General features: G+C 34.4%; 25 protein-coding genes and 1 pseudogene. 15 read left to right on the top strand and 11 right to left on the bottom strand.

Annotated features, from left to right (window positions below):
- The first annotated feature begins 340 nt into the window (after positions 1 to 340).
- Positions 341 to 796: a phosphate-starvation-inducible protein PsiE gene (gene psiE, locus ACFVT8_RS20030; RefSeq protein WP_387084850.1), complete on the top strand. Its 456-nt coding sequence runs from the start codon at positions 341 to 343 to the stop codon at positions 794 to 796.
- Positions 797 to 815: 19 nt separating this feature from the next.
- Here psiE and ACFVT8_RS20025 read toward each other — a convergent pair whose 3' ends face one another.
- Entirely contained in the window at positions 816 to 2,072 is a 1,257-nt protein-coding gene (locus ACFVT8_RS20025; protein ID WP_387084848.1) for a GNAT family N-acetyltransferase, read from the bottom strand.
- Between the two features lie 352 nt (positions 2,073 to 2,424).
- Between ACFVT8_RS20025 and ACFVT8_RS20020 the strand changes: the two genes are divergently transcribed.
- Together ACFVT8_RS20020 and ACFVT8_RS20015 are read left to right on the top strand one after the other, a co-directional pair.
- Positions 2,425 to 3,420, top strand: a complete 996-nt coding sequence (locus ACFVT8_RS20020; protein WP_387085035.1) for a hypothetical protein — start codon at positions 2,425 to 2,427, stop codon at positions 3,418 to 3,420.
- A gap of 180 nt (positions 3,421 to 3,600) precedes the next feature.
- Positions 3,601 to 4,743: a SpoIIE family protein phosphatase gene (locus ACFVT8_RS20015; protein ID WP_387084846.1), complete on the top strand. Its 1,143-nt coding sequence runs from the start codon at positions 3,601 to 3,603 to the stop codon at positions 4,741 to 4,743.
- A gap of 58 nt (positions 4,744 to 4,801) precedes the next feature.
- On the opposite strand, the gene ACFVT8_RS20010 is transcribed toward ACFVT8_RS20015, so the two are convergent.
- On the bottom strand, positions 4,802 to 5,641 hold the full coding sequence (locus tag ACFVT8_RS20010; RefSeq protein WP_387084844.1) for a CheR family methyltransferase: 840 nt from the start codon (positions 5,639 to 5,641) through the stop codon (positions 4,802 to 4,804).
- A 1-nt stretch (position 5,642) separates the two neighbouring features.
- Complete coding sequence (locus ACFVT8_RS20005) at positions 5,643 to 8,390, bottom strand: ATP-binding protein (RefSeq protein ID WP_387084842.1); 2,748 nt, start codon at positions 8,388 to 8,390, stop codon at positions 5,643 to 5,645.
- A gap of 240 nt (positions 8,391 to 8,630) precedes the next feature.
- Here ACFVT8_RS20005 and ACFVT8_RS20000 point away from each other — a divergent pair, with 240 nt between their 5' ends.
- The 8 genes and pseudogenes from ACFVT8_RS20000 (at position 8,631) to ACFVT8_RS19965 (ending at position 13,304) form a co-directional block, all read left to right on the top strand.
- Positions 8,631 to 9,821, top strand: a complete 1,191-nt coding sequence (locus tag ACFVT8_RS20000; protein ID WP_387084840.1) for a M14 family metallopeptidase — start codon at positions 8,631 to 8,633, stop codon at positions 9,819 to 9,821.
- A gap of 234 nt (positions 9,822 to 10,055) precedes the next feature.
- Positions 10,056 to 10,385 carry a PadR family transcriptional regulator gene (locus ACFVT8_RS19995; RefSeq protein ID WP_053482886.1) on the top strand — a complete coding sequence of 110 codons (330 nt, stop codon included), beginning with the start codon at positions 10,056 to 10,058 and terminating at the stop codon, positions 10,383 to 10,385.
- Complete coding sequence (locus tag ACFVT8_RS19990) at positions 10,382 to 10,789, top strand: permease prefix domain 1-containing protein (protein WP_370077861.1); 408 nt, start codon at positions 10,382 to 10,384, stop codon at positions 10,787 to 10,789. Before ACFVT8_RS19995 ends, ACFVT8_RS19990 begins: the two co-directional genes overlap by 4 nt.
- Before the next feature lie 3 nt (positions 10,790 to 10,792).
- A complete protein-coding gene (locus tag ACFVT8_RS19985) occupies positions 10,793 to 11,452 on the top strand; it encodes a hypothetical protein (protein WP_387084837.1) in 660 nt (219 codons plus the stop codon).
- A gap of 51 nt (positions 11,453 to 11,503) precedes the next feature.
- Positions 11,504 to 11,659 (top strand): annotated as a pseudogene (locus ACFVT8_RS19980) (alpha/beta hydrolase); the annotation flags it as partial.
- 134 nt (positions 11,660 to 11,793) lie between these two features.
- Entirely contained in the window at positions 11,794 to 12,207 is a 414-nt protein-coding gene (locus ACFVT8_RS19975; protein WP_387084835.1) for a MarR family transcriptional regulator, read from the top strand.
- Between the two features lie 162 nt (positions 12,208 to 12,369).
- The gene (locus ACFVT8_RS19970) at positions 12,370 to 13,026 is read left to right on the top strand and encodes a hypothetical protein (protein WP_387084833.1); all 657 of its coding nucleotides are present in this window, start codon (positions 12,370 to 12,372) and stop codon (positions 13,024 to 13,026) included.
- Entirely contained in the window at positions 13,023 to 13,304 is a 282-nt protein-coding gene (locus ACFVT8_RS19965; protein WP_387084831.1) for a hypothetical protein, read from the top strand. Before ACFVT8_RS19970 ends, ACFVT8_RS19965 begins: the two co-directional genes overlap by 4 nt.
- Before the next feature lie 264 nt (positions 13,305 to 13,568).
- Here ACFVT8_RS19965 and ACFVT8_RS19960 read toward each other — a convergent pair whose 3' ends face one another.
- The 5 genes from ACFVT8_RS19960 to ACFVT8_RS19940 form a co-directional block, all read right to left on the bottom strand.
- Entirely contained in the window at positions 13,569 to 15,050 is a 1,482-nt protein-coding gene (locus ACFVT8_RS19960) for a malate:quinone oxidoreductase (protein ID WP_387084829.1), read from the bottom strand.
- 826 nt (positions 15,051 to 15,876) lie between these two features.
- Positions 15,877 to 16,293, bottom strand: a complete 417-nt coding sequence (locus ACFVT8_RS19955; RefSeq protein ID WP_387084827.1) for a nucleotidyltransferase domain-containing protein — start codon at positions 16,291 to 16,293, stop codon at positions 15,877 to 15,879.
- Between the two features lie 214 nt (positions 16,294 to 16,507).
- A complete protein-coding gene (locus ACFVT8_RS19950; RefSeq protein WP_387084825.1) occupies positions 16,508 to 16,903 on the bottom strand; it encodes a MerR family transcriptional regulator in 396 nt (131 codons plus the stop codon).
- 6 nt (positions 16,904 to 16,909) lie between these two features.
- Positions 16,910 to 17,227 (bottom strand): hypothetical protein, encoded by a 318-nt coding sequence (locus ACFVT8_RS19945; protein WP_387084823.1) that lies wholly within the window; start codon positions 17,225 to 17,227, stop codon positions 16,910 to 16,912.
- Positions 17,228 to 17,410: 183 nt separating this feature from the next.
- A complete protein-coding gene (locus ACFVT8_RS19940) occupies positions 17,411 to 17,560 on the bottom strand; it encodes a hypothetical protein (protein ID WP_387084821.1) in 150 nt (49 codons plus the stop codon).
- Between the two features lie 270 nt (positions 17,561 to 17,830).
- Between ACFVT8_RS19940 and ACFVT8_RS19935 the strand changes: the two genes are divergently transcribed.
- A complete protein-coding gene (locus ACFVT8_RS19935; RefSeq protein ID WP_387084819.1) occupies positions 17,831 to 18,322 on the top strand; it encodes a hypothetical protein in 492 nt (163 codons plus the stop codon).
- 237 nt (positions 18,323 to 18,559) lie between these two features.
- Here the strand turns inward: ACFVT8_RS19935 and ACFVT8_RS19930 are convergent, their stop codons facing one another.
- Entirely contained in the window at positions 18,560 to 18,829 is a 270-nt protein-coding gene (locus tag ACFVT8_RS19930) for a hypothetical protein (RefSeq protein ID WP_142510053.1), read from the bottom strand.
- Between the two features lie 285 nt (positions 18,830 to 19,114).
- Positions 19,115 to 19,912 carry an MBL fold metallo-hydrolase gene (locus ACFVT8_RS19925; RefSeq protein WP_387084816.1) on the bottom strand — a complete coding sequence of 266 codons (798 nt, stop codon included), beginning with the start codon at positions 19,910 to 19,912 and terminating at the stop codon, positions 19,115 to 19,117.
- Between the two features lie 325 nt (positions 19,913 to 20,237).
- Between ACFVT8_RS19925 and ACFVT8_RS19920 the strand changes: the two genes are divergently transcribed.
- Complete coding sequence (locus ACFVT8_RS19920; RefSeq protein ID WP_387084814.1) at positions 20,238 to 20,555, top strand: BRCT domain-containing protein; 318 nt, start codon at positions 20,238 to 20,240, stop codon at positions 20,553 to 20,555.
- A gap of 307 nt (positions 20,556 to 20,862) precedes the next feature.
- Entirely contained in the window at positions 20,863 to 21,285 is a 423-nt protein-coding gene (locus tag ACFVT8_RS19915) for an exosporium protein C (protein WP_387084812.1), read from the top strand.
- 203 nt (positions 21,286 to 21,488) lie between these two features.
- Here ACFVT8_RS19915 and ACFVT8_RS19910 read toward each other — a convergent pair whose 3' ends face one another.
- Positions 21,489 to 22,376, bottom strand: a complete 888-nt coding sequence (locus ACFVT8_RS19910; RefSeq protein WP_387084810.1) for a LysR family transcriptional regulator — start codon at positions 22,374 to 22,376, stop codon at positions 21,489 to 21,491.
- 122 nt (positions 22,377 to 22,498) lie between these two features.
- Here ACFVT8_RS19910 and ACFVT8_RS19905 point away from each other — a divergent pair, with 122 nt between their 5' ends.
- Entirely contained in the window at positions 22,499 to 24,499 is a 2,001-nt protein-coding gene (locus ACFVT8_RS19905; protein ID WP_387084808.1) for a YhgE/Pip family protein, read from the top strand.
- Positions 24,500 to 24,501: the final 2 nt, after the last annotated feature.

The raw sequence follows: 24,501 nt of genomic DNA, 5'->3' as shown, positions 1-24,501 counted from the left end.
AACATTTGCCGCTGACGCTTCGCTTTCGTACTGAAAACATTTGCCGCTGGCGCTTCGCTTTCGCGCAGAGCAGAGCTTCCTTGGGGCGTCCGATGAGCCCCAAGGAGTCACCCGGCCTTTACTCCAGTCAACCTATATACATAACATACGTTTTAACAAATATCATCCACAGCTTTTGGCGACAATCCAATATATACTAAGAATTTACAAATTAAACCTAATACATTTACGATAAAATGTTATATTCAAATCATAAAACGAAGACGTTCAAACATATGATTATGTGTTATTTAGTTATTCATATTCACTTAGAACGATTTATAAGATTGGGGGGAATTCGATGAATCAAAAGAACTCGACTTATTTACAATTAATAAGGGCTGTACCGCAATTTTTACAATTGTTTCTAAATATTTGTCTTGTACTTCTAGCGCTCATTTTATCCTTCTTGCTTTGCAAAGAACTTATCCAATTCCTTAAAATTCTAATATTCAACAACGATGGCGGAGACTATAAGCTTTTCCTCGCTAATATTCTTATTTTCTTTTTGTATTTTGAATTTATCACTATGATTATTAAGTATTTTAAAGAGAATTATCATTTTCCACTACGGTACTTTATATATATAGGAATTACGGCCATGGTTCGATTAATTATCGTAGAACATGACCATCCCATTAACACCTTAATTTATTCACTTATTATTTTAATATTAATTATAAGCTATTTTATTATTAACATTACGCCGCTGGAACGACCTGTTCGTTCATCATTTTTTATAAAAAAAGAACAATAGCTTTATACTATTAACCTTCCTAAAATGCTGAAATGCAAGTTGGTTTCTCAAGGACAAAGAAAAAATGATGCAATAACTGTACGTATTGTTCATCACTAATCTTCACCTTGCTGAGCATAAATAATTCTTGTACTGTCACAACTCCCATGACAAGAGAAGAAAGCTCTGCGATATCAATCACCATTTCCACATCATAGTGAGTATTATTTGAAATTTTTATATTACCATCGATAGCCTCGATAACGATTTGTAGATTATTTTCAGCTAATAACGAATCTTTCACGGTTAACATAAAGGTTAGTGTTTGACCACTAAAGTTGTGTGTTGTGAGTTCCTCAAAAAAACCTTGAACATTAATAATGCGATACAATAAGCCAACACCTGAAACAGCACTTGCATGATAGACACTTGGGATTAAATGATTCGTTCCATTTCGAACATCTCCTAAAAAGAAGTGAATATTTTCTTCCTGTGTGTTCCATTCAATACGGTTCACTTGATCCACCTGACTATTTAAAAATGTACTGAACTCTAATAAAGCCTCTGGTGTTTCATAGATCCATTCTTTAATGACTAAATTATTGAGTAAAAAATTCGTTTCACTTTGCTTATTAAAAGAAAATACCATATAACCTTGTATGGAATCTCCCTTTTCAACAGCAATAATATAGTTTTGAAGGTTTTTAAAAATTGATGAAAGTTCCGATTCTGTTTTCAAAAACATACCATGCTTTCTCGACGCAACTCTTTTATAGCAATCTGCTAATTTATGCTGATCCTGCGCTGTTAAAAAAGTAAGATGTTTTTTTGTTGGCCCCTTCGGAAAGCTAGATGGTTCCACTAAATATTGATGCATTTTCGGACCATATCCAAAGCCCATTTTTTTATAAAAGTCAGGTCTAAACGGATATAAAGCAACAAAATGAACATTTTTTTCTAAAAAAACCTTAATAAAATGATCTATTAATTCTTTGGCGACTTTTTCTTTTTTATGGAGCAAATCAACTGCAACTAGCCCGACTCCCCCGATTGGAATCATCTTAGAGAAAAGATTCATTCTAAAATCATGAAGTCGCATGCCACCAACTAGTTTGTTTTCTTCCCAAAGGCCATAGTAATGAATGGAGGTGTCATTGTTTTGATTATGCATAAAAAGTACCTTTAGTTGCTCTTTTGTGGGCTGTAAACTACCCATCCTTCCTGGATAAGCACCAACCACAATATCAACAAAATGTATAAAATCTTCTTCTTTCAATATTTTTTCAACAACTTTCATATCCATCCCCCTCCTACACTAAATTTATTTTAAGCTTCACTACATAATTTTTTTTACATTATTTTCAGCTCTTGATAATAACATATATTACCACGTACAAATGATGCTGTATGTTGTCAGTGTTAAAACCTGAGCTAGGTTCCTTATACCCTTATTCTGCTTCTCGAGCAAGTCGTGCAGTAACTTAGTACACTATTCTCGTTGGCTCGTTGATTAGGGCATCAGGAGGTTATTACAAAGGGAGATACAACTAAAGGTAGCGCTCGAAAATATGATGTATTTGAGCACACATATGGCTCAAAGAGGAATGGAGTGCATGAATTATTGAAGGGAGACGGAAAGCGTGAATCTGATGGATGCATATATTCATGAAGTAACCAAAAGGATAAGCAGAGATAAGCGTGATAAAACCAGTCTAGAACTAAAATCTACTATTGAAGATATGTTACCTGAAGATTATTCAGAATCAGATATAAAAGATGTGCTTAAAAAGCTTGGAAATCCTGTAGAAGTTGCGGCAAGGTATCAAGATACACCACGATTTTTAATCGGCCCAAAAACGTTTGACATTTATATTAGGACAATAAAATTAGTTATTCCCTGGGCAATTTTAATTACAATTATTGTACAGATGATAGAAAGTATTGTGCTTTATAACGGAGAAGGTGCACTCCTGACTGCAATTATTAAAACTATTTCTCTAACTATCGCTAATATTATTTCCGTAATTATATACGTACTGTTCTGGATTACAGTTGCTTTCATTGTCATTGAACGTTCTGAAGGAAATATTCGAATCCCCCTTATAAAGGGACATCCAAAATGGACACCTGATGATTTAGCAAAAATTAAAATAATCCCTAAAGAAAAAACTATTTCACTGAATGATAATATTTTTAGCTTCTTAGGCATTGCTATTTTCACCTTTGTCTATTTCAATGCTAATCGCCTTTTAGGCATCTATACGTCTCACAATAAAGGCGGCTTAAAATTTGTTATGCCTATATTCAATCAGAATGTTTTACTGTCCTTTGCGCCAATCATTTTAGTTTGTATCATTTTAAGTGTAGCTTTAACATGTTGGAAATTAAAGACTGGTCAATGGACAATGTTAATCGCCGTAGCTAATGCACTCCTTCAATGCACAGGGGTCATTGTTTTTATCCTCATGGCTATTCACCCAGATCTCATACACAGTCCCGCTGTACCTTATATCGCGGCTATAACTGAAACGACCTCAGCTAAGATTTTGTTTGCTATAGACCGAATATTATTTGTAAGCATTGCTATTGCCATCATCGCAAATGCTTTTGATATATATAGTGGCTTTAAAAAGGCTAAAATTTGAAAAGAAATTTAGTTTTGAGAGCTGACTCTTTCCTGTTGGCTCTTTACTTATTCATGTATTTATCACCTACTAAGATACCTCATAAAATACCGTTATTCTCTAATGTTTTGTATAATAATATAGTTGAAATACATTCATAAATAATCTGCACTAATGCAAACAGAATAAGGGGAAATAATTATGACTATTCTTCTTGTAGATGACAATCAGGTCAATCTATTTGTAATTGAAAAAGTATTAAAAAATGCAGGTTATGATAACTGTGTTTCTCTAACATCTGCCTATGAGCTTTTTGATTATTTACAGTTAGACGCACCAAATCCAACAGGAAATTCAGTGGATTTAATTTTATTAGATATAATGATGCCTGAAATCGACGGTATTGAGGCCTGCAAACGTATTAAGCAAAATGAGCGATTAAAAGATATTCAAATTATCTTTGTCACAGCTCTAGAAGATAAAAACAAACTCGCAGAAGCACTTGATGTCGGAGGAGTAGATTATATTACAAAGCCGATTAATAAAACCGAGCTTCTTGCTAGAATTCGAGTTGCATTACGATTGAAAGCTGAATTAGATTGGCATACTCAGCAAGAAAAGAAAATACAATACGAATTAGATTTAGCAACACACGTACAAAGGAGTCTTTTAAACGCTCCTTTAAACGACACTAATATTCAAATAGAAGTATCTTATCTTCCTTCTTCTAATTTAGCAGGGGATATGTATTATTGGCATAAAATAGATGATCACCGCTATGCCATCATTTTGCTTGATATGATGGGACATGGTATCCCTGCAGCACTTGTTTGTATGTTTATCTCCTCTGTCCTAAGAGAAGCCGTTAAACAATTAGTAGATCCTGAATTAGTTATAAAAGAGTTAAACCGTTATATGACACTATTGCGAAATGGGAAAGAGGACAATCTTTTTTATTTCACAGCTATTTATTTAGTGATGGATACAGAACAAAAAACAATTGAATATGTAAATGCTGGTCATCCTTCTGGTTATGCTTTAGTTGATGGGAAAACGCTCGTACCATTCAATAGAGGAAGCTGTGCAATCGGCTTTTTCGATGAGATCGACGTACAAAAGCAATTCATTCAATACAATGAGGATGTGCAAATTGTTTTATATACGGATGGTGTTTTAGAGGCAATGGGACCGGATGAAATAGAGTCAGAGAAGCATTTACAAACGCTACTATCTACGAAATGGGATTATTCTCAACGTCTAATCGACAACTTACTGCCTAAGGAAAAACAAGAGAATCAACCAGATGATATGTGTGTATTAATGATTCAAGCACAGGCTACATAAGATAGGGCTGTTGTCTAAGCATCTAGAGAGAAACTTAGGCAACAGCCCATTTTTTATCTTACTTTATCTTCTGATATATTTTTTCATTACCTACGATTTCTTTATATTTTGGAATAATATCTTCAAATCGTATTGTTTCCTTATCTCCTAAGCATAAAAAACCATTATTACTTATGCTTTCGGAAAATAAATAATGAACCTGATTTTGTAACTCTGATGAAAAATAAATTAAAACATTTCGGCACATAATGACATGAAATTCATTAAACGATTGATCCGTTACTAAATTATGCTGTGCAAATATAATGTTTTTTAACAGTGACGGCTGGAAATAAGCATATTGATTATCTGTTTTATAGTATTCGGAAAAAGCATGAATACCACCTGCAAGCATATAGTTTTTAGTATATGCCTGCATTTTTTTAATCGGAAATACTCCTTTTTTTGCCTTTTCCAATACTTGCTCGTTCATATCCGTTGCGTAAATTACTGCTTTATCCATTAACCCTTCTTCCTGTAGCAAAATAGCCATGGAGTATACTTCCTCACCCGTGGCACATCCTGCGTGCCAGATCCGAATTTCAGGGTAATCTCTTAAATACGGTACAACCTCTTGGCGAAAAGCTTTAAAAAAACTAGGGTCACGGAACATTTCAGTAACATTTATAGAAAAATCGTTTAATAATTGCTCTAAAAAACTGTCTTCGTGAATTACTTTTTCAAGTACTCGAGAAATCGTTGGGATATCATTCATCCTCATCCTATTAACAATTCTTCGCGATATAGAAGAACGATTATATTGTCGAAAATCAAATCCTGATAAACGATAGATGGCCTCGAGTAATAAATCAATTTCTAAATCTGTCTGCGTTTTATGCTGCAACGGAAATTGATCCATCTTATGAACTCCCTTTAGAAACTAGCCATACTCTTAAAACGGATATTAATTGATCTAAATTTAATGGCTTACTTATATAATCTGAAGCACCAGCATCTAATGATTTGTCTCGGTCATTTATCATGGCCTTCGCTGTTAAAGCGATAATCGGTAGATCTGTAATCTTCATTTGTTTTCGTATAATCGACATCGTTTCATAACCATCCAAATTTGGCATCATAATATCCATCAGTATAAGATCAATTTCATCATTAGCTTGCAAAATATCTAAACACTCTACTCCATCTTTTGCAACTAAGATATTCATGCCTCGTTTTTCGAGTGCATTTTTTAATGCATAGATATTCCGATAATCATCGTCTACAATTAAAATATTTTTCCCTTGAAAAACTTCTACCTCATGTTGAGAGAATTCCTGAACTTCTGATAGCTGCTCTTCCTCTTCTAACTGATGTACTTCATTAGTAGCCCCTATCTCTAGAATAGCAAGTTCAAGGTATTCTTGCTCCTTGATTCCATTTGGCAAGCTTGGGATTGTCAGTGTAAATGTACTCCCTTGCCCCTCTTCACTTTGTAAAGAAACCCAGCCACCAAGTAATCTCGCAAGCTCCTTACAAATGGACAAGCCAAGACCTGTTCCACCATATTTTCGCACAGTTGCCCCATCAGCCTGTTGGAATGATTCAAAAATAAGCTGATGCTTGTCCTTTGGAATACCTATACCCGTATCTGAAACAGTGATTTCTAACCAGTCGGGACTAACATCCTGCATATTATTTGTTAACTGTTCTCGGCCAAGCTGTTTAATATCAAGATTAACTGAGCCTTGCTCTGTAAATTTAAAGGCATTTGATAATAAATTTTTTAATATTTGCTGGAATCTTTTTTCGTCCGTATAGAAAACATCTACTACATTTTTGTCTTTCGAAATATGGAATTGTAGATTTTGTTTCGTTGCTACAGGTGCAAAGGTTTGCTCGATTTGTACAGGAATCTCACTCATATTCATCTCACCAAAACTAATATCCAGCTTGCCTGCCTCAACTTTTGATAAATCTAAAATATCGTTAATTAATGCAAGCAAATCTTCTCCAGAAGAATGGATAACCTTTGCAAATTCAGCTTCCTCTTCTGATAAATTGCTTTGGCTATTTTCGGCTAACATTTCAGATAAAATTAATATGCTATTCAGTGGTGTACGCAATTCATGTGACATATTGGCTAAAAACTCAGATTTATACTTTGAATTTAGTAACAGCTGCTCCGCACTTTCCTCTAATTCTTTTTTAGCTTGTTCTAATTCTCTCGACTTTAACTCTGCCTCTTTTGTTCTTTCTTCCAATTGTTCATTAGTCATTGTCAGTTCCTCTGTTTGTATTTGCAATTCTTCCGATTGTGCCTGAAGCTCTTCAGACTGTACTTGTAATTCCTCTGTCAAAGCTCTTGATTCATTCAATAAACGGACAATTTCCATACGCCCTAGGACACTATTGATCGTTAAGCCAAAGGTTTCGATAACTTGTTTCACTAATTCCTGCTGTAGCTCATTAAAGCCAGTTATTGTAGCTAATTCAACGACAGCTATTACGTCATTTTCAAATATAATGGGGACGATAAAAATACCTTTTGGTGATACCTCCCCTAAACCAGTCCCTATTAAACGGAAATCTTCTGGAATATCGTTATCAATTAAAATCTTTTTTTCTAAAGCACATTGCCCAATTAGGCCCTGCCCCAGTTTAAAGCTCTCGATTCCTACATCATCCCTTGCATCTGCAAAAGCAGCTTTTTTTACAAACTGTATGTTATTATCAGTAGTTTCACGAACATAAAAGGCACCAAGGGAAGACTGCGTTTTTTTCGCTATTTCTGAAAGGAAAGTTTCAGCTAATTTGGTGATGGCAGAAATGCCTTGATATTTTGTGACAATTTCTGCGATATTCAACTGTAGCCATTCTCTTCTCTCAAGCGTATCCAACAATTCATTTGTAGCAGCTGCCAGATCATTGATCTCATCATTTGTTCTAACATGAATCCTTCCTTTTTGACTGCTCTTGGAAGCAGCTATTTCTTGAATCGTTCCTGTAACCTCTGTTAACGTTTTTACGATTGAACGAGAAATACTACCTGCAATAGTAATCGCAACAACTGAGATAAATACAAGTATGCCAAGCAGTGTAAGTGTTACAATACCATTCCTTGTGTCCAATCCGTTTACTTTGGCTTGCCTAGTTGTAATTACCTCTGAACGGAGGGTTTCAAACTGCTCTCGTACTGTTTCCATGTCTTTACGACCTATATCTACTTTATAGAGTTCCCATAACGCGTCTGCATTGTTCTCTTTTTTTAATTTAATGGAAGGGTCACCTGACGTTGTAATCCAATGCTCGATCGTCGTCTTTATCTCATTTAACTTCTTTTGTTGTTTTGGTTTATTTTCTAAAAGCTGATAAAGTTCATTAAAATCGGATTCCCAACTTTCACAAGCTTTGTTATAAGTCTCTAAATAGCTTGATTCATCTGTAATAATAAAACCCCTAAGGCTCGATTCCATATCTAAAATGTTTTTTTCAATGCGATTGCTTAGAGCATGTATATTTGAGTCATTTTGGATAATATAATTTCTTTCTTTTTGTAGAGAGGTAATTTGATTATTTAAGATGATCACTGATGCAAGTAAACAAAGTATGATAACAACATAGCCTAACGTAATTTTCGTTCGTATACCTATCTTTAATTTATTTAACATTTGTTTTCCTACCTTTATCTGTCATAAACTCTATAACTAGTATTATTGTACATCAAAAAGTAACTAATATTCTCCCTCATAAGTTATGAGAGTAATCTCTTTCCGAGAAATACTTAACAACGTTCACATCCACAACTTTTGATAATGGGCCTTAAAAGTTAATAAACCCCATATTCTTTTCATATATATTATATTGGCCAATTTTGCAGAGGCATAATTGATAATAAGGAGAGAACAATTGTGGACATTTACGTAAGACCAGGGGATTCTCTTTGGCATTTTAGTGAAGTGTTTAAAATACCTCTTCAACTAATTATAGATTCGAACCGAAATATTAAACCTTCATTTTTACGGGTTGGACAGCGCATCCGAATTCCGGGATTTGTGACAATCAATTATCAAATAAAACTAGGAGATACCCTTTGGCAAATAGCCCAAAGCAGAAATCTCCCATTAGGAGCCATTTTGCTTGTTAACCCCGGTCTTAATCCAAATCAATTACAAATTGGACAGACAATTCGTATTCCCCAACGGATCACATGGAGACTCGTCAATGGTAAACAAAATTATACTTACGCTATCATGATGAATGATATCAAAAAACTACTCGATGCTTATCCATTTCTACAAAGCTCTACGATTGGACACTCTGTTTTACAGCATGAAATTCCAGAACTTCTAATCGGGAACGGAACTAAGCGTGTCCATTATAACGGCTCCTTTCATGCGAATGAATGGATTACAACTCCAATTATTTTAACTTTTATAAACGACTATCTACTTTCTCTCACCAATCAAAGTACAATTCGCGGTTTATCTCCATTTCCACTTTACCAGCAAACAATCCTTTCTATAGTTCCGATGGTCAATCCCGATGGCGTCGATTTAGTATTACAAGGACCACCTAATGACGAAGTATTAAGAAATCAGCTTATTAGTTTGAATAACGATAGCACCGATTTCTCGGGTTGGAAGGCTAATATAAATGGTGTCGATTTGAACGATCAGTTTCCTGCAAAATGGGAACTCGAAAATGCACGAAATCCAAAAACACCTGGACCAAGAGATTTTGGTGGACAACGACCTTTGTCCGAGCCAGAGGCCATTGCTATGGCTGACTTAACAAAGAAACGCGGTTTTGCCAGAGTTCTTGCATTTCATACACAAGGTAGAGTGATTTATTGGGGCTTCGAAAATCTCGAACCGCCAGAGTCAGAAATCCTTGTTAATGAGTTTAGCCGGGTCAGCGGCTACGAGCCCATCAATTCGGCAGGCAGTTATGCGGGCTATAAAGATTGGTTCATTCAAGATTGGCGTAGACCTGGCTTTACAGTTGAGTTAGGTAGTGGTACCAATCCACTTCCACTCAGCCAATTCGACGACATCTATGAAGAGACACTAGGTATATTCCTTGCAGCATTGTATATGTAATCGAAATCGATAATCTAAGAATAGTTCTCCTTGAGGATTTTTCATCCTAATTCAATGCTAAATAAATATCCCCAATCCCCTTTTACTTCTGAAGTGAATGGGGATTTTTTAACCCTTATATTTACGCCACGGCCAATAATCTGGACGTATTTGGAAAAATTACTTTGACAGGTAGAGTAATATTTGCTAATATTACTCTAACAGATAGAGCAATAAAAAATAAGTAGGTGACTTATGGTTCGAAGTGACATCATCCGCGGACACTTGGATTCCATTATTTTAAGGTTAATTTTAGAGAAAGATCGTTATGGTTATGAAATTTCTCAGGAAATAAGTATCCGCACAAATAATCGTTTTCAAATTAAAGAAGCAACTTTATACGCAGTTTTTCAGCGTCTTGAGAAAAAGGAAATTATTGAAGCCTATTATGGTGATGTTTCACACGGAGGCAAAAGAAAGTATTACCGTATTACCCCATTAGGTAAAGCTTATTTAAATGAGCTAGTAAAAGAGTGGTCGGAAGTAAAAGAAATTATCGACTTATTTATGGAGGGCTTAGAATGAAAAAAATAAAAAATCATATTGATGAGCTTTTTAAAGACATTCCTCGTAATAAAGAAACAGAGATGGTAAAGCAAGAAATCATTCAAAACCTTGAAGAAAAAGTATTTTATTTGATGGATCAAGGGAAAGAACAAGAGGATGCCATCAACAAAGCCATCGTGGAGTTTGGAGATATTGAGGATTTAAAAAAGGAATTAGGCGTTAAGGAGCCCGAAAAGAAAAACATGTCTAAATTAAATTTAGAATTCTCTATATGGGGTAGTGGCTTAATTATTGCATTTTTTATTTTTATTAATCTTTACTATACACCAAATACAATTTGGGCAATCTATCCGATCTTCGCAATATTATGGTGGCCATTATCTATGTACTTCGTTTGGTCACGTAAGAAATGGAGTGAATAAAACATGAAGAACTTTATTAGCTTTTCGATTGTTGGCAGTATAATGACAATGATTTTTTTAGGAATCGTCAATTATACGACATCACCTCAGACGATTTGGTTTATATACCCCTGCTTCCTAGTTTTTCTATGGCCAATTACGTTATTCTTTATGTCTAAAAGAATGTATAAACAATATTCTCTTGTTTGCAGTGCCATGATTATTGCTTTTCTTATCATTGAAAATTATTTATACTCACCCGAGTATATATGGTTCATTTATGCGATTTATCCAATCATCTGGTGGCCAATTCTTATGTATTTAGAAGAAAAAGCAAAAACATTAAAAATCGCACTAATAGGCTGTGCAAGTACCATTATTTATTACTCCTTATTAAATATTATTTTGTCCCATCCATACCCTTGGGCGATCTATCCAGCATTTTTAGTAATTTGGTGGCCCTTAGCTTTATACCACGCGCAAAGAAAAACATTTGTAGCATTCTCCGTTACCGCTACAATTCTTATCAGTATCTTTTTTATTACAGTAAACATTGTCTCTTCACCGGGAGTAATATGGGCGTTTTATCCAATTTTCGTAGTCCTATGGTGGCCTCTAAGCATGTACTTTTATGTTTATAAAAGAAAAATGTACAATTCAACAACTCTCTCTAAAAGAGTCTAAAAATTCTGATTAAAATTCACGTTCGCAGAGGGAATTAGATGAAAAAGATTAATGAAATTTATAAAATATACCGGATTGATTACAATCGTATTACTCATAACAGCGCTTTTATTCCCTACATGGACTTCCAATATTAAAGGTAATAACAGTGTAAGTACATTAGAGCAAGTAAAGATAAATGGAAGTAACCATGAAGTTATGATACGTGCTGGGGGTCCTATTAGTCGCTTCTTTGTTTTACAATGACAAGAAATCAATGTCCCTAAGGATATCGAAAGTAGCCCACATTATTTATTTGCTATATAATTTAATCATTAAATATTTTAACGGGCTGTGATACTATGTTAAAAAATGATCAATTGCAAAATGTAGAAATCATTATGAAAGAGATGCTTGAAATACAGCATACATCGAAAATGTTTGTAAATCTTTTATCTGAGGGAGAATCATTATCTCAAAACCAACTAATCCTCCTACTTCAGCTAAAGATTAATGGTGGTATGAAAGCAACAGAAATTGCTGAGTTCTTTAGTGTAACACCTGGAGCCGTTACATCAATGTGCGATAAACTAGAAAAGTTGGAATTAGTAGAGCGGATTAGAGAGAAAGAAGATCGTCGTGTTGTAAAAATGATTTTAACAAATAGCGGTGAATTAAAGGTTCAAGATTTATTTTTAAAGTTTCCACAAGAAAAACTGGTAGACATGGCAACAATATTGCGTGAGGTTAATCAGTTAATGAAAAAAATTTTTTAGGATTTCATAAAATTGAAATCCTTTTTTTATTGCCTAAAAAATCCATAAAAAGCTCATGACAAGTTTTTTGTTCTTGACAAAACAAAGCGACATATAATTTAATTAATATATATTTTAATTATTAAAATATATATTAATTAAATTATAATGAGGTGGTTATCCGTGATTCAAAAACTACGTACAGTAACCCTTACTAACGGCTCTATTAAAGACTTAGCAGCAGACTGTGAGCAATTAAATATCCGTGGCTCTGTTACTTTACATCAAGAAATACGCGTAAAAAAAATCTCTACTCATGGTCATAGCTCTTTTCATTCCCGCGTTGAAGCGCAGATTTTAAATAGTACAGGATCATGCTCTATAAGAGATTTTTGTGAAATTAATGAGGTTAAAAGCGCCGGGAGCTTAAATATGCGGAATGGGCGGGTAATAAAATTGAATAGTTCTGGGAAGTTGGCCATTGAACAAAACTTACAAGTAGAACAGTTTCATGCAGTCGGTTTTGTTAAAGCGAATGAAATAGAGGCTAAACATTTTCAATTAAAAATGTCTGGTGGAAATAAGATTGAAAAGCTTATTGCAGATGTGATAAATGTAGAAAAAGATACGTTATCTATATCTTTTCTAAAGAAAAAGCTAAATTGTAAATGTATTAAAGGTGAACAAATACATCTTTCTTATACAGATGCAGAAATTGTTGACGGAGATATTGTAGCAGTAGGTGATAATTGTCACATACAAACACTTTATTATACAAAAAGCTATTCGATTGCTAAAAACGCCAAGGTGCAACAAATTATACGGAGGGAAAAGGAATGACATTCATAAAAATTATTCAAGGCTTTTTTTGCTCATTAGCCCTTCTCGTACTATCTGTCCTCTATGCAGGGCTGATTATCAGTGCATTAATATCAATAGTAGCCGGCATTTTGCGAACATTCGGCTTGGAACAAATACAAATGAGCATTTGGAGTGGCATTGAGCTTCCGATCGCTTTCAGCATTCCGCTAGCACTCTTGGTTTCATTGTTGCTATTTTTTTGTTCAATGTATATCAAACGCTCTATCCAATTTTGTTATTCCAAGCTTAAATTTTAAAATTAGTAGCACACCTTTTGTTTGCTAGCAAAAGGTGTGCTTCATTTATTTTGCTCTTATATAAATAAATATTTTTTCGTTAAATCATTGCGGTTTTGTCATTAATTAATGCCTATTTATATATATTAGATATTAAGGATAAAAATTCTCACTGCAACTCCATTTGTGAAATAAAAAAATAGAACCTTCCACCCTAAATTAGAATGAAGGTTCTATATTATATTTTGTAGAAACAAATACTTAAATTTGTTTCTACATCAGATTTTATTTTAAACGAAGCGCTTCGTCTGTTGATTCATTAACTTCCTTAAGAAGCTCTGGGTTTTCTGCTAATGACTTGCCATAAGATGGAATCATTTCTTTAATTTTAGATTCCCATTCGTTAACATGTTGAGGGAAGCATTTATTGATTACCTCAAGCATAACGTGAACAGCAGTAGAAGCACCAGGAGAAGCTCCAAGTAATGCAGCGATTGAGCCATCAGAAGCACTTACAACTTCCGTACCAAATTGAAGCGTTCCTTTACCACCAGCTTCTGTATCTTTAATAACTTGTACACGTTGACCAGCTACAATAATATCCCAATCATCGCTCTTAGCATTCGGGATGAAATCACGTAGCTCTTCCATACGTTGTTCTTTAGATAACATAAGTTGTTGGATTAAATATTTTGTTAATCCCATTTCTTTAACTCCTGCCGCTAATAACGTTGTAATATTATGCGGTTTTACAGAAGCGAATAAATCCATATTTGAACCTGTTTTTAAGAACTTAGGTGAGAAACCTGCGAACGGTCCAAATAGTAATGATTTTTTGTTATCAATATAGCGTGTATCAAGATGCGGAACAGACATTGGTGGAGCACCAACTTTAGCTTTTCCGTATACTTTCGCATGATGTTGTTCAGCAACTTCTTGGTTTTTACATACTAAGAATAATCCACTGATTGGGAATCCACCAATATGTTTTCCTTCAGGAATACCTGATTTTTGTAGTAATTCTAGGCTTCCTCCACCAGCACCAAGGAAGACAAATTTTGCTGAATGGTATTCCATTTTACAGCCATTTTTGTCATGCACTCGTACTTCCCATGAGCCATCGCTAGTACGTTTCATGCTTTCAACACTATGATTGTAGTTGATGTCAACGTCTTTATTTTTTAAGTTGTCGAATAACATACGTGTTAATGCACCAAAGTTAACGTCTGTACCAGTGTCAATTTTTGTCGCAGCGATTGCTTCATCTGCTGGACGATCTTGCATAATAAGAGGAATCCATTCCTTTAGTTTTTCTGGGTTATCAGAAAATTCCATGCCTTGGAATAAAGGATTTTTTGTCATTGTTTCATGACGTTTTTTTAGAAACTCTACATTGTCTTTCCCTTGTACTAAACTCATATGAGGTAAAGGCATAATAAAGTCTTGTGGATTACTGATCAGTTTGTTGTTCACAAGATAAGACCAAAATTGTTTCGAAAGTTGGAACTGCTCATTAACTTTAATCGCTTTGCTAATATCGATTGATCCATCTTTTTTCTCTGAAGTGTAGTTAAGCTCACAAAGTGCAGCATGTCCAGTTCCCGCATTATTTAATTCGTGAGAACTTTCTTCACCAGCTTTATCAAGCTGCTCAAACACTGTAATTTTCCAATCTGGTGCTAATTCTTTGAGCATTGTCCCCAAAGTCGCACTCATGATTCCGGCACCAATTAAGATAACATCTGATTTAATTTGTCTGTTACTCATTTTTACCTTCCTTATATATTAAGATTTGCAGAAAGGATGTATAGCTCTCCTGCTTAGATATCTCAGTAAGCCATGGAGTAACCTAAGAGTACACCTTTTCTGTATCAATTATTACCTTATTGCAGTGTATCATAATTACATTAAGATTAAAATATCAACTATCTATATGAGAGTTATGTGCATTTTTCGAGACTTCCCCTTAATAAATCAAGAGAAAAACCTCCTATTCCCTCATTATGAAAACTAACTTTCATTTAAGTTTTATGGAATAATTGACCTAAAATTGGCTAGCATTTTCATATAATAATGAGGTTTTTTAATTATTATATCTATATAATAACATAAAAATATGGAACCAGTCTTGTTTTTACACCAGCTCCACTACATATAAAAATATACCGAATTTTCTTAATATTTTCTAGTGTTATTTTAAAATTATTTCTTTTTATTCTAACCAATAAAGTTAAATCTCATCCTATTTTTCGACAGGGCTTGTTATTTTCCAACCATCTAAGTTAAAACTGCCTATCTGATTAAATACATGGTTTACTAACTCTTCATATGCCTCCATCATCTTTTGTTTGTCCGTTTCAATTAATGCTTTTAAAAACATTTCTTTAAATATTGAATCAGGAAAAACACTTTTTAGATATTTATTTATATATGCTGGATCTATAAGATACGAGTGTACTTGATTGTACGGAATGCTTTCTAACCGTAAAGACTGACAGTACTCAGAAAATAAATTAGCTAATGAATTAAAATATACAAAGGGGAAATCCACTCTTTTTTGTTCAAAACAATCCTTTAAATTATCTAATGAATCTCATAGTGAATATTTTTTTATTTCTAAAACTGTTTTATTTAGTTCTTCATAGTCATTTTTTAGCCAATGTTCAGCTTCGATTTTTAATTCATTAAGTATTCCCGTGTTATCAAATAGAATCTTTCCAGTAATAAATTGAACCATGGACATTGTTCTTTGGATTTGAAAATCTTGTTGAAAGTATTTGCGAATTTGTTTTGGTGGATTAGCAAAATATTCTATAAGAAAACCATTAATAATTCTATTCCCTCTCTCCCGCCAATCAACATCATTAGATAAAATAATATGTACATCTATATCAGAACGCTGTGAAGGATTTCCCGTTATGTAGCTCCCGCAAACAAGTGTCCCAACAACATCATTTCGGTTCTTCCAATCTTTTAAAAACTCTTCTAGTGCCGTTCTCCATTCTTCCATAAAATTATCATCACCTTCCTTAAAAATCTCTTTGGAATATCACAATATATTCAAGATTAATTCAAGAAAACCTTTAACTTTTTATATAAAAAAACACAGCCCAAATTAGCTGCGTTAAATTATAAAATGTTATCTTTTTTATTGTTGCTCTCTTTGCATATAAGGAAATATTTTCGTCGTTTTTAGAATTTAAAATTCTTATTAGAACACCCATCTAACCTTTGTTTTTTTCTAGTAGTTGCTCCATTTTATGATCAGCACGTAGTAAGACTTGCTTTATTTGTTTAATCTCTTTTTCTCTTTGAACCATCTGCTTATACTTATTTTGAAATAATATTTTCAGCTGTTGAACGTTTTGAATTTCCGCTTCAGTCAATTCATCATTTTCATCAGTATCTTGCGACCATTCAAAAAGCATTTTAATCTCTTGAAGTGAAAAACCACATTGTTTTAGTTTAAGAATTGTACTAATGATTTCAATATGATCCTCATTATACTCACGATGTTTGTTTTTTATTTCTGGATGTAATAAACCCATTTTTTCGTAATAACGGATCGTATCTTTACTAAGATCCGTACATGTAGCAAATTCACCAATTTTTATGATCATCACCTACTACACTATAAATTTATAAACCAATAATAGCAGTATACAATGGAATATGAAGCGAACGATATGGTGACTGTATCTAAGCTGATTATTTGTTAAAAGCCCTTCCGCAATTGCTAAAACATGTAATAGAACAAATTCAAGGATTAATATCATTAGTACCAGAGTTTTGTTTGGTAAAAATATCGTTACAAGCATACCGACAGATAAGACCACAAATAAGAATGTTCGTAATTGAAAGCCATTCTCTTTCCATTGATGTAAGCAAGCAATCCCTGTTAATAATGCGTATACCCCTATCAATACATAAGCAATAATGTCCATTTACATCACCCCATCCTTTTAATACCTTCACTTTAAAAGATGGAGTTAACTCCATGTCAACAGATTAAAATCGAAAGGGCCACAATCAGTCTTTTGGAACTACTACTTATCTTTAGTACAAGAAATGTACTGCTGTTTGCTAAAAGCCAATTACAACTATGAATAGAATACTATTTTACTTATTTAAAAAATATCAGCTAAATAGTTTTGAATAGACTCTGGCAATAGTTGAAAGAACAATCCTTCATATTTGATATCGAGTATCCCAGCTATAGCAATAATAATGATGATGAATAGCAAAAGGGGTTTCTTATTTTTAGAAATCCACTTCAATAGGCTCCCCTCCTTTGAAAAATGAACATTATAGTTTGCAAATTAAGTATATATTGATTCATGTCATATAGAAACCTAACCTTTGATAAATAAAATCGTTCTCTGTCACCCAAATTGGAGATGTTACATAAATTAAAATGACGCTGTACTATATTATAAAATTGGTTTTCTTTTAGTAATTAAATTCAAATCAGCTCCTTTGGGTAAACAATTATCAAAGCTTTTGTCTCACCAATGATCAATTTAGATTTTATAAAGAAAGGAATGGCTATGGTAAATTTTAAATCGTTTCGCGGGATTGTCACCCAGATTGATGATTTTCCAATCGGGCAAAACGGAGAAAAGGAAGGTTGTTATAAACTTATGACGATAGAAGATAGTACTCGTGGCATCGTCAATTTTGTCATCTCACCTTCTACTTATTTTGTAAACCAAGAAATTGTAACAATCGGTGATCAGATTACTGGATATTATGATGGAGATGCGCCTGTCCCTTTAATATATCCACCTCAATATCGAGCACTCGTCGTCGTAAAGGAAAATAACTATCAAAATGTCAAAGTCGACTTTTTTAATAGCCAATTAGTGAATAGTGATGGCCAATTACAACTAAATCTTTCTACTTATACGCCTATCTTGCTTAAAAATGGGCAACCTTTTTCAAAAAGCCCGGCAAATCGAAACCTAATTGTTATCTATGGCCCTACTACAAGAAGCATTCCTGCACAAACTACGCCGTATACAATAATTGTTTGGTGTTAACTAAAAACAATAGAAAATATTTCCCAGGAAAGGTTTCAATCGTCCACGTTACGCTCTTTCGACGGATTACATTCTGTTATTCAAAACATTGTGTTTCCTCATCTGTAGAACATTTCACATAAAAAATTGACCAACAGTGCATTATATAAAAGCAAACAAAAGGAATAAAATTAAGCGGCTTAAATCCTTTAGATTTAGGGCTTAAACCGCTTAAAGCATTATTTTTATTTCTTCTATCTACTGTTTACCTTGCATTTCGTGTAATTGCTGCTTAATCTGCTCTAAGTATTCTTTATTTTGTTGGACTGTATCCAAATGCTCACCAAATTGCTTTGCATTCATGAATGCATTTTCTGCATGTTCGATTTGATTGAAAGCATGCTCAATCGCTATCTCCTCCGGATGTGACTTTGCATGCTTCAACAAACGTTCTGCCTTTTGGACAGAGTTCCCAAACAAAGTGCTTGGATGATCCTGTTTCCAGCTCATATCTGAGTGCTTAGCCATTTTGCCTCTTCCCTTCGTGTTAATTTGATAAATAATCTAGATATAGTATTGGAAAATGTGCAGAAAATATGTACGGAAAAGTTAGTGAATATCTATAGAATCTAATGAATGCTCCCCCTTTTAGAAGGTAATACTCATACATTAATGGATGAAGGACAAGTTTAAGAAAAAGGAGACCGTCTAAAATGATCGGTCTACTTAAATAAAGCCTTTTAATACTTCACTTTCTAGAGTTAATCGCACTCGATACGGTCCTTCAAGGACATTTTCTCTAAAACATATCGACTAAAAATTTTCTTTAGCCATCTTTTTATTGGCAGTATGAATGCTTTCCATCCCTTCAAAAAATGGATATTCTCGGCTTAAATATCTTTCTAACTCTCCATTATCATGAAGAAGCTGCTCTAAGTAATACTTTGAATCGGTTATCCTTTTTTGAATTTCCAGTTGATTTTGCGTTGTCAAACCATGTCCAGGTATGTGGGTCGTTATTTGATGGTTAAGTAAAATATTTCCAGCTTTATTGACCGTATTTACATAGTCTTTATAATTGCTAAAAATGAACGGAAACTCAATATCTGACAAATAATCGCCGGAAAGAAACAGTCCATAAGGCTCAATAACTGTAAATAATCCATCATTCGTATGACCAGGTGCTTGATAAAATGTCATGGTTAGGGAATCTAATTCTAATTTATGCCCATCTTCTGAAACAACAATGTCTACAGTTGGATATACCGGCGAATAGCTTCTATTCAAATAATATCTTTGGTCAAATTGTTTAATTTTTTGAATGCTGTCTTCTTTGTTAGGATTTTCATCAAATTGTTTAGATGCAATTACCTTAGCTTCTGGGAATGCCCCTGATCCAATAATATGATCAAAATCGCTATGTGTGTAAATAATAAATAGTTGCTTATCACCTTTAATCTTGTTGATATAGCTCTTAATTTCTTCAATTTCTGTAGGTAACCAATTGGGATCTGTCATAATGACTGCTTCATTAGTTTGAATGATTGCCGAGGTAGTCATATATAATGCACTTTGAAAAACTGTAATATTATTTTTTTGAAATTGAATCACTATGAACCATCCTTTTCCCCTTATTTTCCCTTTGCTAATAAGCTAGCTTGTGGGACAAGAACTTTATTTTTTTGTTCTCTCTATCTCATAGTTCGGGCAACATTTATAAAATCCTTCTTTTGGAAAAAAGTGTACGAAATCAATTTAAATTCACATACCCTTTTTATCTATTGGTACAAATATTCATGTAGAAAGGATCTATATGATACTATTCTTCATGAATAGTTTAAATGTAGAGAGGTATTCCTTTGTTACCTACATCCTATCAATCAATCTCACCTAAAATTCAGGAAAAAATCTTTCATTTCAATTAAGGAGAGTAAACATGAACAACAATAAAGACAACACAGAAGTCATCTTACTTTCTGACCCATCCGAATGCTTGATGCATCCATTTTATAATAAACAAATCGTCTTTACTGGGGCCCTCTCCACTATGACACGTTCAGAAGCTACAAAAAAAGTACGAGCTTATGGAGGGGTTATGCAAGTAGCTGTTACACAGGATACAGATTTCCTTATTCTTGGGGACAAACGTCGTGGTATAAGTGCGAAACAATTAAAAGCTGAGAAGTTGATCAGCCTAGGTCTAGACATTCAGATTATTATTGAGGATGATTTTATTTGGCTCATTTCAATGTAAAAAGAATATCTATCATCATCTTTTAAAGAAGATTTGCCTCAAATATAAATTCATCTCATCTAAAAAGGTATGCAAAACAACTATGTTCACATACCTTTTCACATATTTTATTCCTCAAACTTATGAAAAATTTCTCCCTAATAAATCTACATAACTTTAATTGAGAGCTGACACCCAACAAATTTCAGTAGAGCTAGAACGGATTAACTAAAAAACTTTAAAAAAATAACACGGCTTAGTTTACTACACAATCGGAGCTCTAATATAGAACATATCTTATAGTATCCTAGCAAAAGGAGGTGATAAAATGGCACAAGTTCTTGATTACCAAGCAACTGAACCTCTAAGTACGTTTAACCCAGAAACTGCTTTTCCTATCCCACAAGCTCCATTTAGAGTTCTTTTAGCTTCAATTCAAATAAATATCCCAGGCACAGCTTCAAGAAATAATAACGTTGAGCTACTTGCAAGCGTTGGTGTGGCAGGAGTTACAGGTATTTCCCAAATTGTATTTAGAGTCTTCCGTAACGGGAAAGAAATCTATAATACGCAAGATGGAGTAGAATCAACTGGTTCAGAACAAAATTACGTCTTTACATTCCAAGCTATTGATTCCAATTTACCAGCTGGTGCTAGCTTCTATCAGGTTTTTGCTGAGAATATTACACCCAACACGCAAGCAAATATTGTTGGACCAGTTTCTTTTAGTGGCTTAGCAATCAAAAGTTAACGATAATAGCCCTTACTATAAATCTTGATTATGTTTATGCCCAGTACAAGTTTGTGGCATACATGATCATTTTTTTAGCGTGTTGATCGATGAACTTAGATGCATGTTTTATATAAAGATTTAAAAAATAAGCTGTAAAGAAGTTATTAAAAATTAAACTTTCTATACAGCTTATTTTTTCTTTTATATTAGAGGTCATCTAATCAATTTTGAGAAATTGTTAAAAAGTATTCTACAACAAATTGGCGAAACTGCTTAGCAATTGGTGTAAAGTAGCGCTTTTCGGACCAGGCTAACCCAATAGTTCGTTGACAAGCTGGTTCGACTATTCGAAGTTTATGTGGAAACTCTCCTGACTTAGGTACCCATGATAATTCAGAAACGAAAGCAACACCTAATCCCTGCCTAACTAAGTCTGAAATAACAGTGGGTTCGTCGCCTTCAAAAGCGATATTTTGGACAAATCCCGCTTCCCTGCAAAACTGGTCGGTTAAGTTTCGGAAGCCATAGCCTGTATTCATGCTAATAAATGCTTCATCCTTCACCTCTTCAAGCCGAACGCTTTCCCTCCCTGCTAACCGATGATTAGGTGGCACGATTAAAAATATTTCTTCAGTAATGAGAGGCTCCCATCTAATGTCCTCTCCTTCAATTGGAATTGAAGAAATACAATAATCCACCTCTCCCTCCATCAGCATTTTTTTCATAGAGGAAATGGATTTTAGAAACTGTTGAAAACGAACATCAGGATATTTCGATAAAAATGAACCTAATAATGCAGGTAATACTCTTGGAATCGTAACTGCTAATGTAATACTCCTTTGGTCTTGATCAATAAATTGATTCAACTCTCTTTGACCCTCATTCAATTCTGCAAAAGCCCGATCCACACGGTTTAAAAAAATTTTTCCGGCTGCATTCAGACTAATTTTCCGATGTTCCCGGTCAAACAATTCAACTCCTAAATCTTCCTCTAAACGGGAAATCGTTTTACTGAGCGATGGCTGGGCAATTTGAAGTTGTTTTGCTGCTTTCGTCATATGTTCCAGACGAGCAACTGTTTGAAAGTACTTTAACTGCAAAAATTCCATGTAGACTCCCCTTTTAACATAGATTCAAATCTATTATGTAATAACTTTTTATGTATTATACAACATCAACATATTAGATTATGATGAAATAATCTTTTAAGGATAGAAAGGTAGGATATTTCGTGAAAGGATTACAATTAGTATTACAAGACTTAGTTGCCATTTGGAAACATAAGCATGGACGAATCGCTTTAATTTTCCTTACTCTCGTTCCTTTAATTTACGTAGGATTCTTTTTAGCAGGATACTGGGATCCATACGGACAATTAGATAAACTTCCCGTAGCAGTCGTTAATCTCGATGAAGGAGCTACAATCGATGATGAATCCATTCACATCGGTGATGACTTTGTTGATCAATTGAAGAAAGGTAAAGAATTAAACTTTCAATTTGTCTCTGCTAAGACCGCCAAAAAGGGACTTAAAGCAGGCGACTATTATATGGTCATCTCCATTCCAAAGGATTTTTCTAAAAACATCACAACTTTAATGGATAAAACACCAAAACCGTCTAAGCTTTTATATGAAGTCAATCCGGGGAAAAACTATGTAGCATCACAAATTACTACAACCGCTGTTGAAAAAATGGAAACAAAAATCAACGCTAGCGTCACAAAGTTCTACTCCGAAACGATTCTAACTAAATTTCAGGATGTTTCTATTGGCTTCACTGAGGCAGGCACTGGGGCACAGAAGCTTTATGACGGAACAGTTGACGCAAAAAGTGGAAGCGTCAAATTGACAGATGGCATTCAAAGTTTAGATGAAGGGGCACAACAGCTTAAAACAGGTAGCACTAAACTTTCAGCTGGACAAGATAGCTTATCTAATGGTGTAAATGCACTCACAACCGGTTCTGACTCCTTATATAAAGGATTACAACAACTTACTGAAGGTGAATACTCACTGCAATCAGGAATGGATCAAGTAAACCAAGGTATTACAAATTGGTCCAATGGAAATACAAAGTTAGTTCAAGGACAAGAACAAGCAGCTAGTGTCGCTAGCAATTTGAAGGAACAATTAGCCCAATATGTAACTGACCATCCCGAAGCGAAACAGGATCAGAAATTTCAACAAATTATTGCTTTATCAGAGGCATTATCTGTAGCAGAAACTACTTTAAAAGCTGGACAAGACCAGGTAGGAGTAGCTGCAAAAAAAATCGCTACTGGACAGGCCACACTTCAAACTGGTATGGCAACGTTTGGTGCTAAACTAACTCAGGCTACTGAAGGCGCAAAACAATTACATGCGGGAACGACTGAATTCGCCAGCGGATTTACAAAATGGATGACAGGCTACACAACACTTAACACCGGAATCACAACTCTCGCTAGTGGAATCGGTCAAGAGTCAAGCGGATTAATGAAACTACAAGATGGGCTTTCTTCTCTGGCAGCTGGCTCAAATGAGTTAACAACAAAACTAAATGAAGCAGCGGAAAAAACGTCTAATCTTCAAAACAATGATTCTACCACAACGATGTTTGCACAACCGATTGAATTGGTAGCATCCAATTTATCTAAAGTTCCGAACTATGGAACTGGCATCGCTCCTTATTTCTTGTCTCTTGCTTTATTTGTAGGAGGCATTATGGCAGCCAATATTCTGCCACTAGGACGTAGAGAACTTCTAAAAGTGACCGGCACCGTTCACTTTATCAATAAACTAGGATTAGTTTACGTAGTGGGATTAATACAGACTCTTATCGTGGATCTCGTAGTACTTTTAGGATTTAAATTAACAGTAGCCAGTGTACCGTTATTTATCCTATCAAGTATTATCGTATCATTAACTTTCATGACCTTCATTCTCATGCTTATTATTCTCATGGGGAATCTCGGTAAATTACTAGCCGTCACATTATTAGTATTTCAACTAGCAACCTGTGGCGGAACTTTCCCAGGTGAACTCGAAAATCCAATGTTAGCTAAGATCGGAGGATTCTTGCCGATGGCGCATTCACTAAAGGGTTTCCAGGAAGTCGTTTCCCTTGGGGGCTGGTCAAACTTAGCCACACAGGGATTGTTTTTACTCATTTACCTTTTACTCGCTCTTATCATCGGCTGGATTTCAAGTCATATCCAGCATAAAGAACCATCTGCTGGATTGACAGATTAAGA

Origin of the sequence: Lysinibacillus sp. NPDC058147 (assembly GCF_042884205.1) — a bacterium.
Taxonomy (GTDB): Bacteria; Bacillota; Bacilli; order Bacillales_A; family Planococcaceae; genus Lysinibacillus.
The sequence above is the reverse complement of the archived record's forward strand: the minus strand, read 5'-3'. Positions and strand labels throughout refer to the sequence as shown.

Excerpts from the sequence above, each read along its gene's own strand:
- ACFVT8_RS19955 (WP_387084827.1), bottom strand. The coding sequence starts at position 16,293 with ATGGAAGAATGGAGAACGGCACTAGAAGAGTTTTTAAAAGATTGGAAG.
- ACFVT8_RS19965 (WP_387084831.1), top strand. The coding sequence starts at position 13,023 with ATGACATTCATAAAAATTATTCAAGGCTTTTTTTGCTCATTAGCCCTT.
- ACFVT8_RS19915 (WP_387084812.1), top strand. The coding sequence starts at position 20,863 with ATGGCACAAGTTCTTGATTACCAAGCAACTGAACCTCTAAGTACGTTT.
- ACFVT8_RS19995 (WP_053482886.1), top strand. The coding sequence starts at position 10,056 with ATGGTTCGAAGTGACATCATCCGCGGACACTTGGATTCCATTATTTTA.
- ACFVT8_RS19935 (WP_387084819.1), top strand. The coding sequence starts at position 17,831 with ATGGTAAATTTTAAATCGTTTCGCGGGATTGTCACCCAGATTGATGAT.
- psiE (WP_387084850.1), top strand. The coding sequence starts at position 341 with ATGAATCAAAAGAACTCGACTTATTTACAATTAATAAGGGCTGTACCG.
- ACFVT8_RS19990 (WP_370077861.1), top strand. The coding sequence starts at position 10,382 with ATGAAAAAAATAAAAAATCATATTGATGAGCTTTTTAAAGACATTCCT.
- ACFVT8_RS19985 (WP_387084837.1), top strand. The coding sequence starts at position 10,793 with ATGAAGAACTTTATTAGCTTTTCGATTGTTGGCAGTATAATGACAATG.
- ACFVT8_RS19920 (WP_387084814.1), top strand. The coding sequence starts at position 20,238 with ATGAACAACAATAAAGACAACACAGAAGTCATCTTACTTTCTGACCCA.
- ACFVT8_RS19950 (WP_387084825.1), bottom strand. The coding sequence starts at position 16,903 with ATGATCATAAAAATTGGTGAATTTGCTACATGTACGGATCTTAGTAAA.
- ACFVT8_RS19945 (WP_387084823.1), bottom strand. The coding sequence starts at position 17,227 with ATGGACATTATTGCTTATGTATTGATAGGGGTATACGCATTATTAACA.
- ACFVT8_RS20010 (WP_387084844.1), bottom strand. The coding sequence starts at position 5,641 with ATGGATCAATTTCCGTTGCAGCATAAAACGCAGACAGATTTAGAAATT.
- ACFVT8_RS19930 (WP_142510053.1), bottom strand. The coding sequence starts at position 18,829 with ATGGCTAAGCACTCAGATATGAGCTGGAAACAGGATCATCCAAGCACT.
- ACFVT8_RS19960 (WP_387084829.1), bottom strand. The coding sequence starts at position 15,050 with ATGAGTAACAGACAAATTAAATCAGATGTTATCTTAATTGGTGCCGGA.
- ACFVT8_RS20020 (WP_387085035.1), top strand. The coding sequence starts at position 2,425 with ATGGATGCATATATTCATGAAGTAACCAAAAGGATAAGCAGAGATAAG.
- ACFVT8_RS19910 (WP_387084810.1), bottom strand. The coding sequence starts at position 22,376 with ATGGAATTTTTGCAGTTAAAGTACTTTCAAACAGTTGCTCGTCTGGAA.
- ACFVT8_RS20005 (WP_387084842.1), bottom strand. The coding sequence starts at position 8,390 with ATGTTAAATAAATTAAAGATAGGTATACGAACGAAAATTACGTTAGGC.
- ACFVT8_RS19975 (WP_387084835.1), top strand. The coding sequence starts at position 11,794 with ATGTTAAAAAATGATCAATTGCAAAATGTAGAAATCATTATGAAAGAG.
- ACFVT8_RS20025 (WP_387084848.1), bottom strand. The coding sequence starts at position 2,072 with ATGAAAGTTGTTGAAAAAATATTGAAAGAAGAAGATTTTATACATTTT.
- ACFVT8_RS20015 (WP_387084846.1), top strand. The coding sequence starts at position 3,601 with ATGACTATTCTTCTTGTAGATGACAATCAGGTCAATCTATTTGTAATT.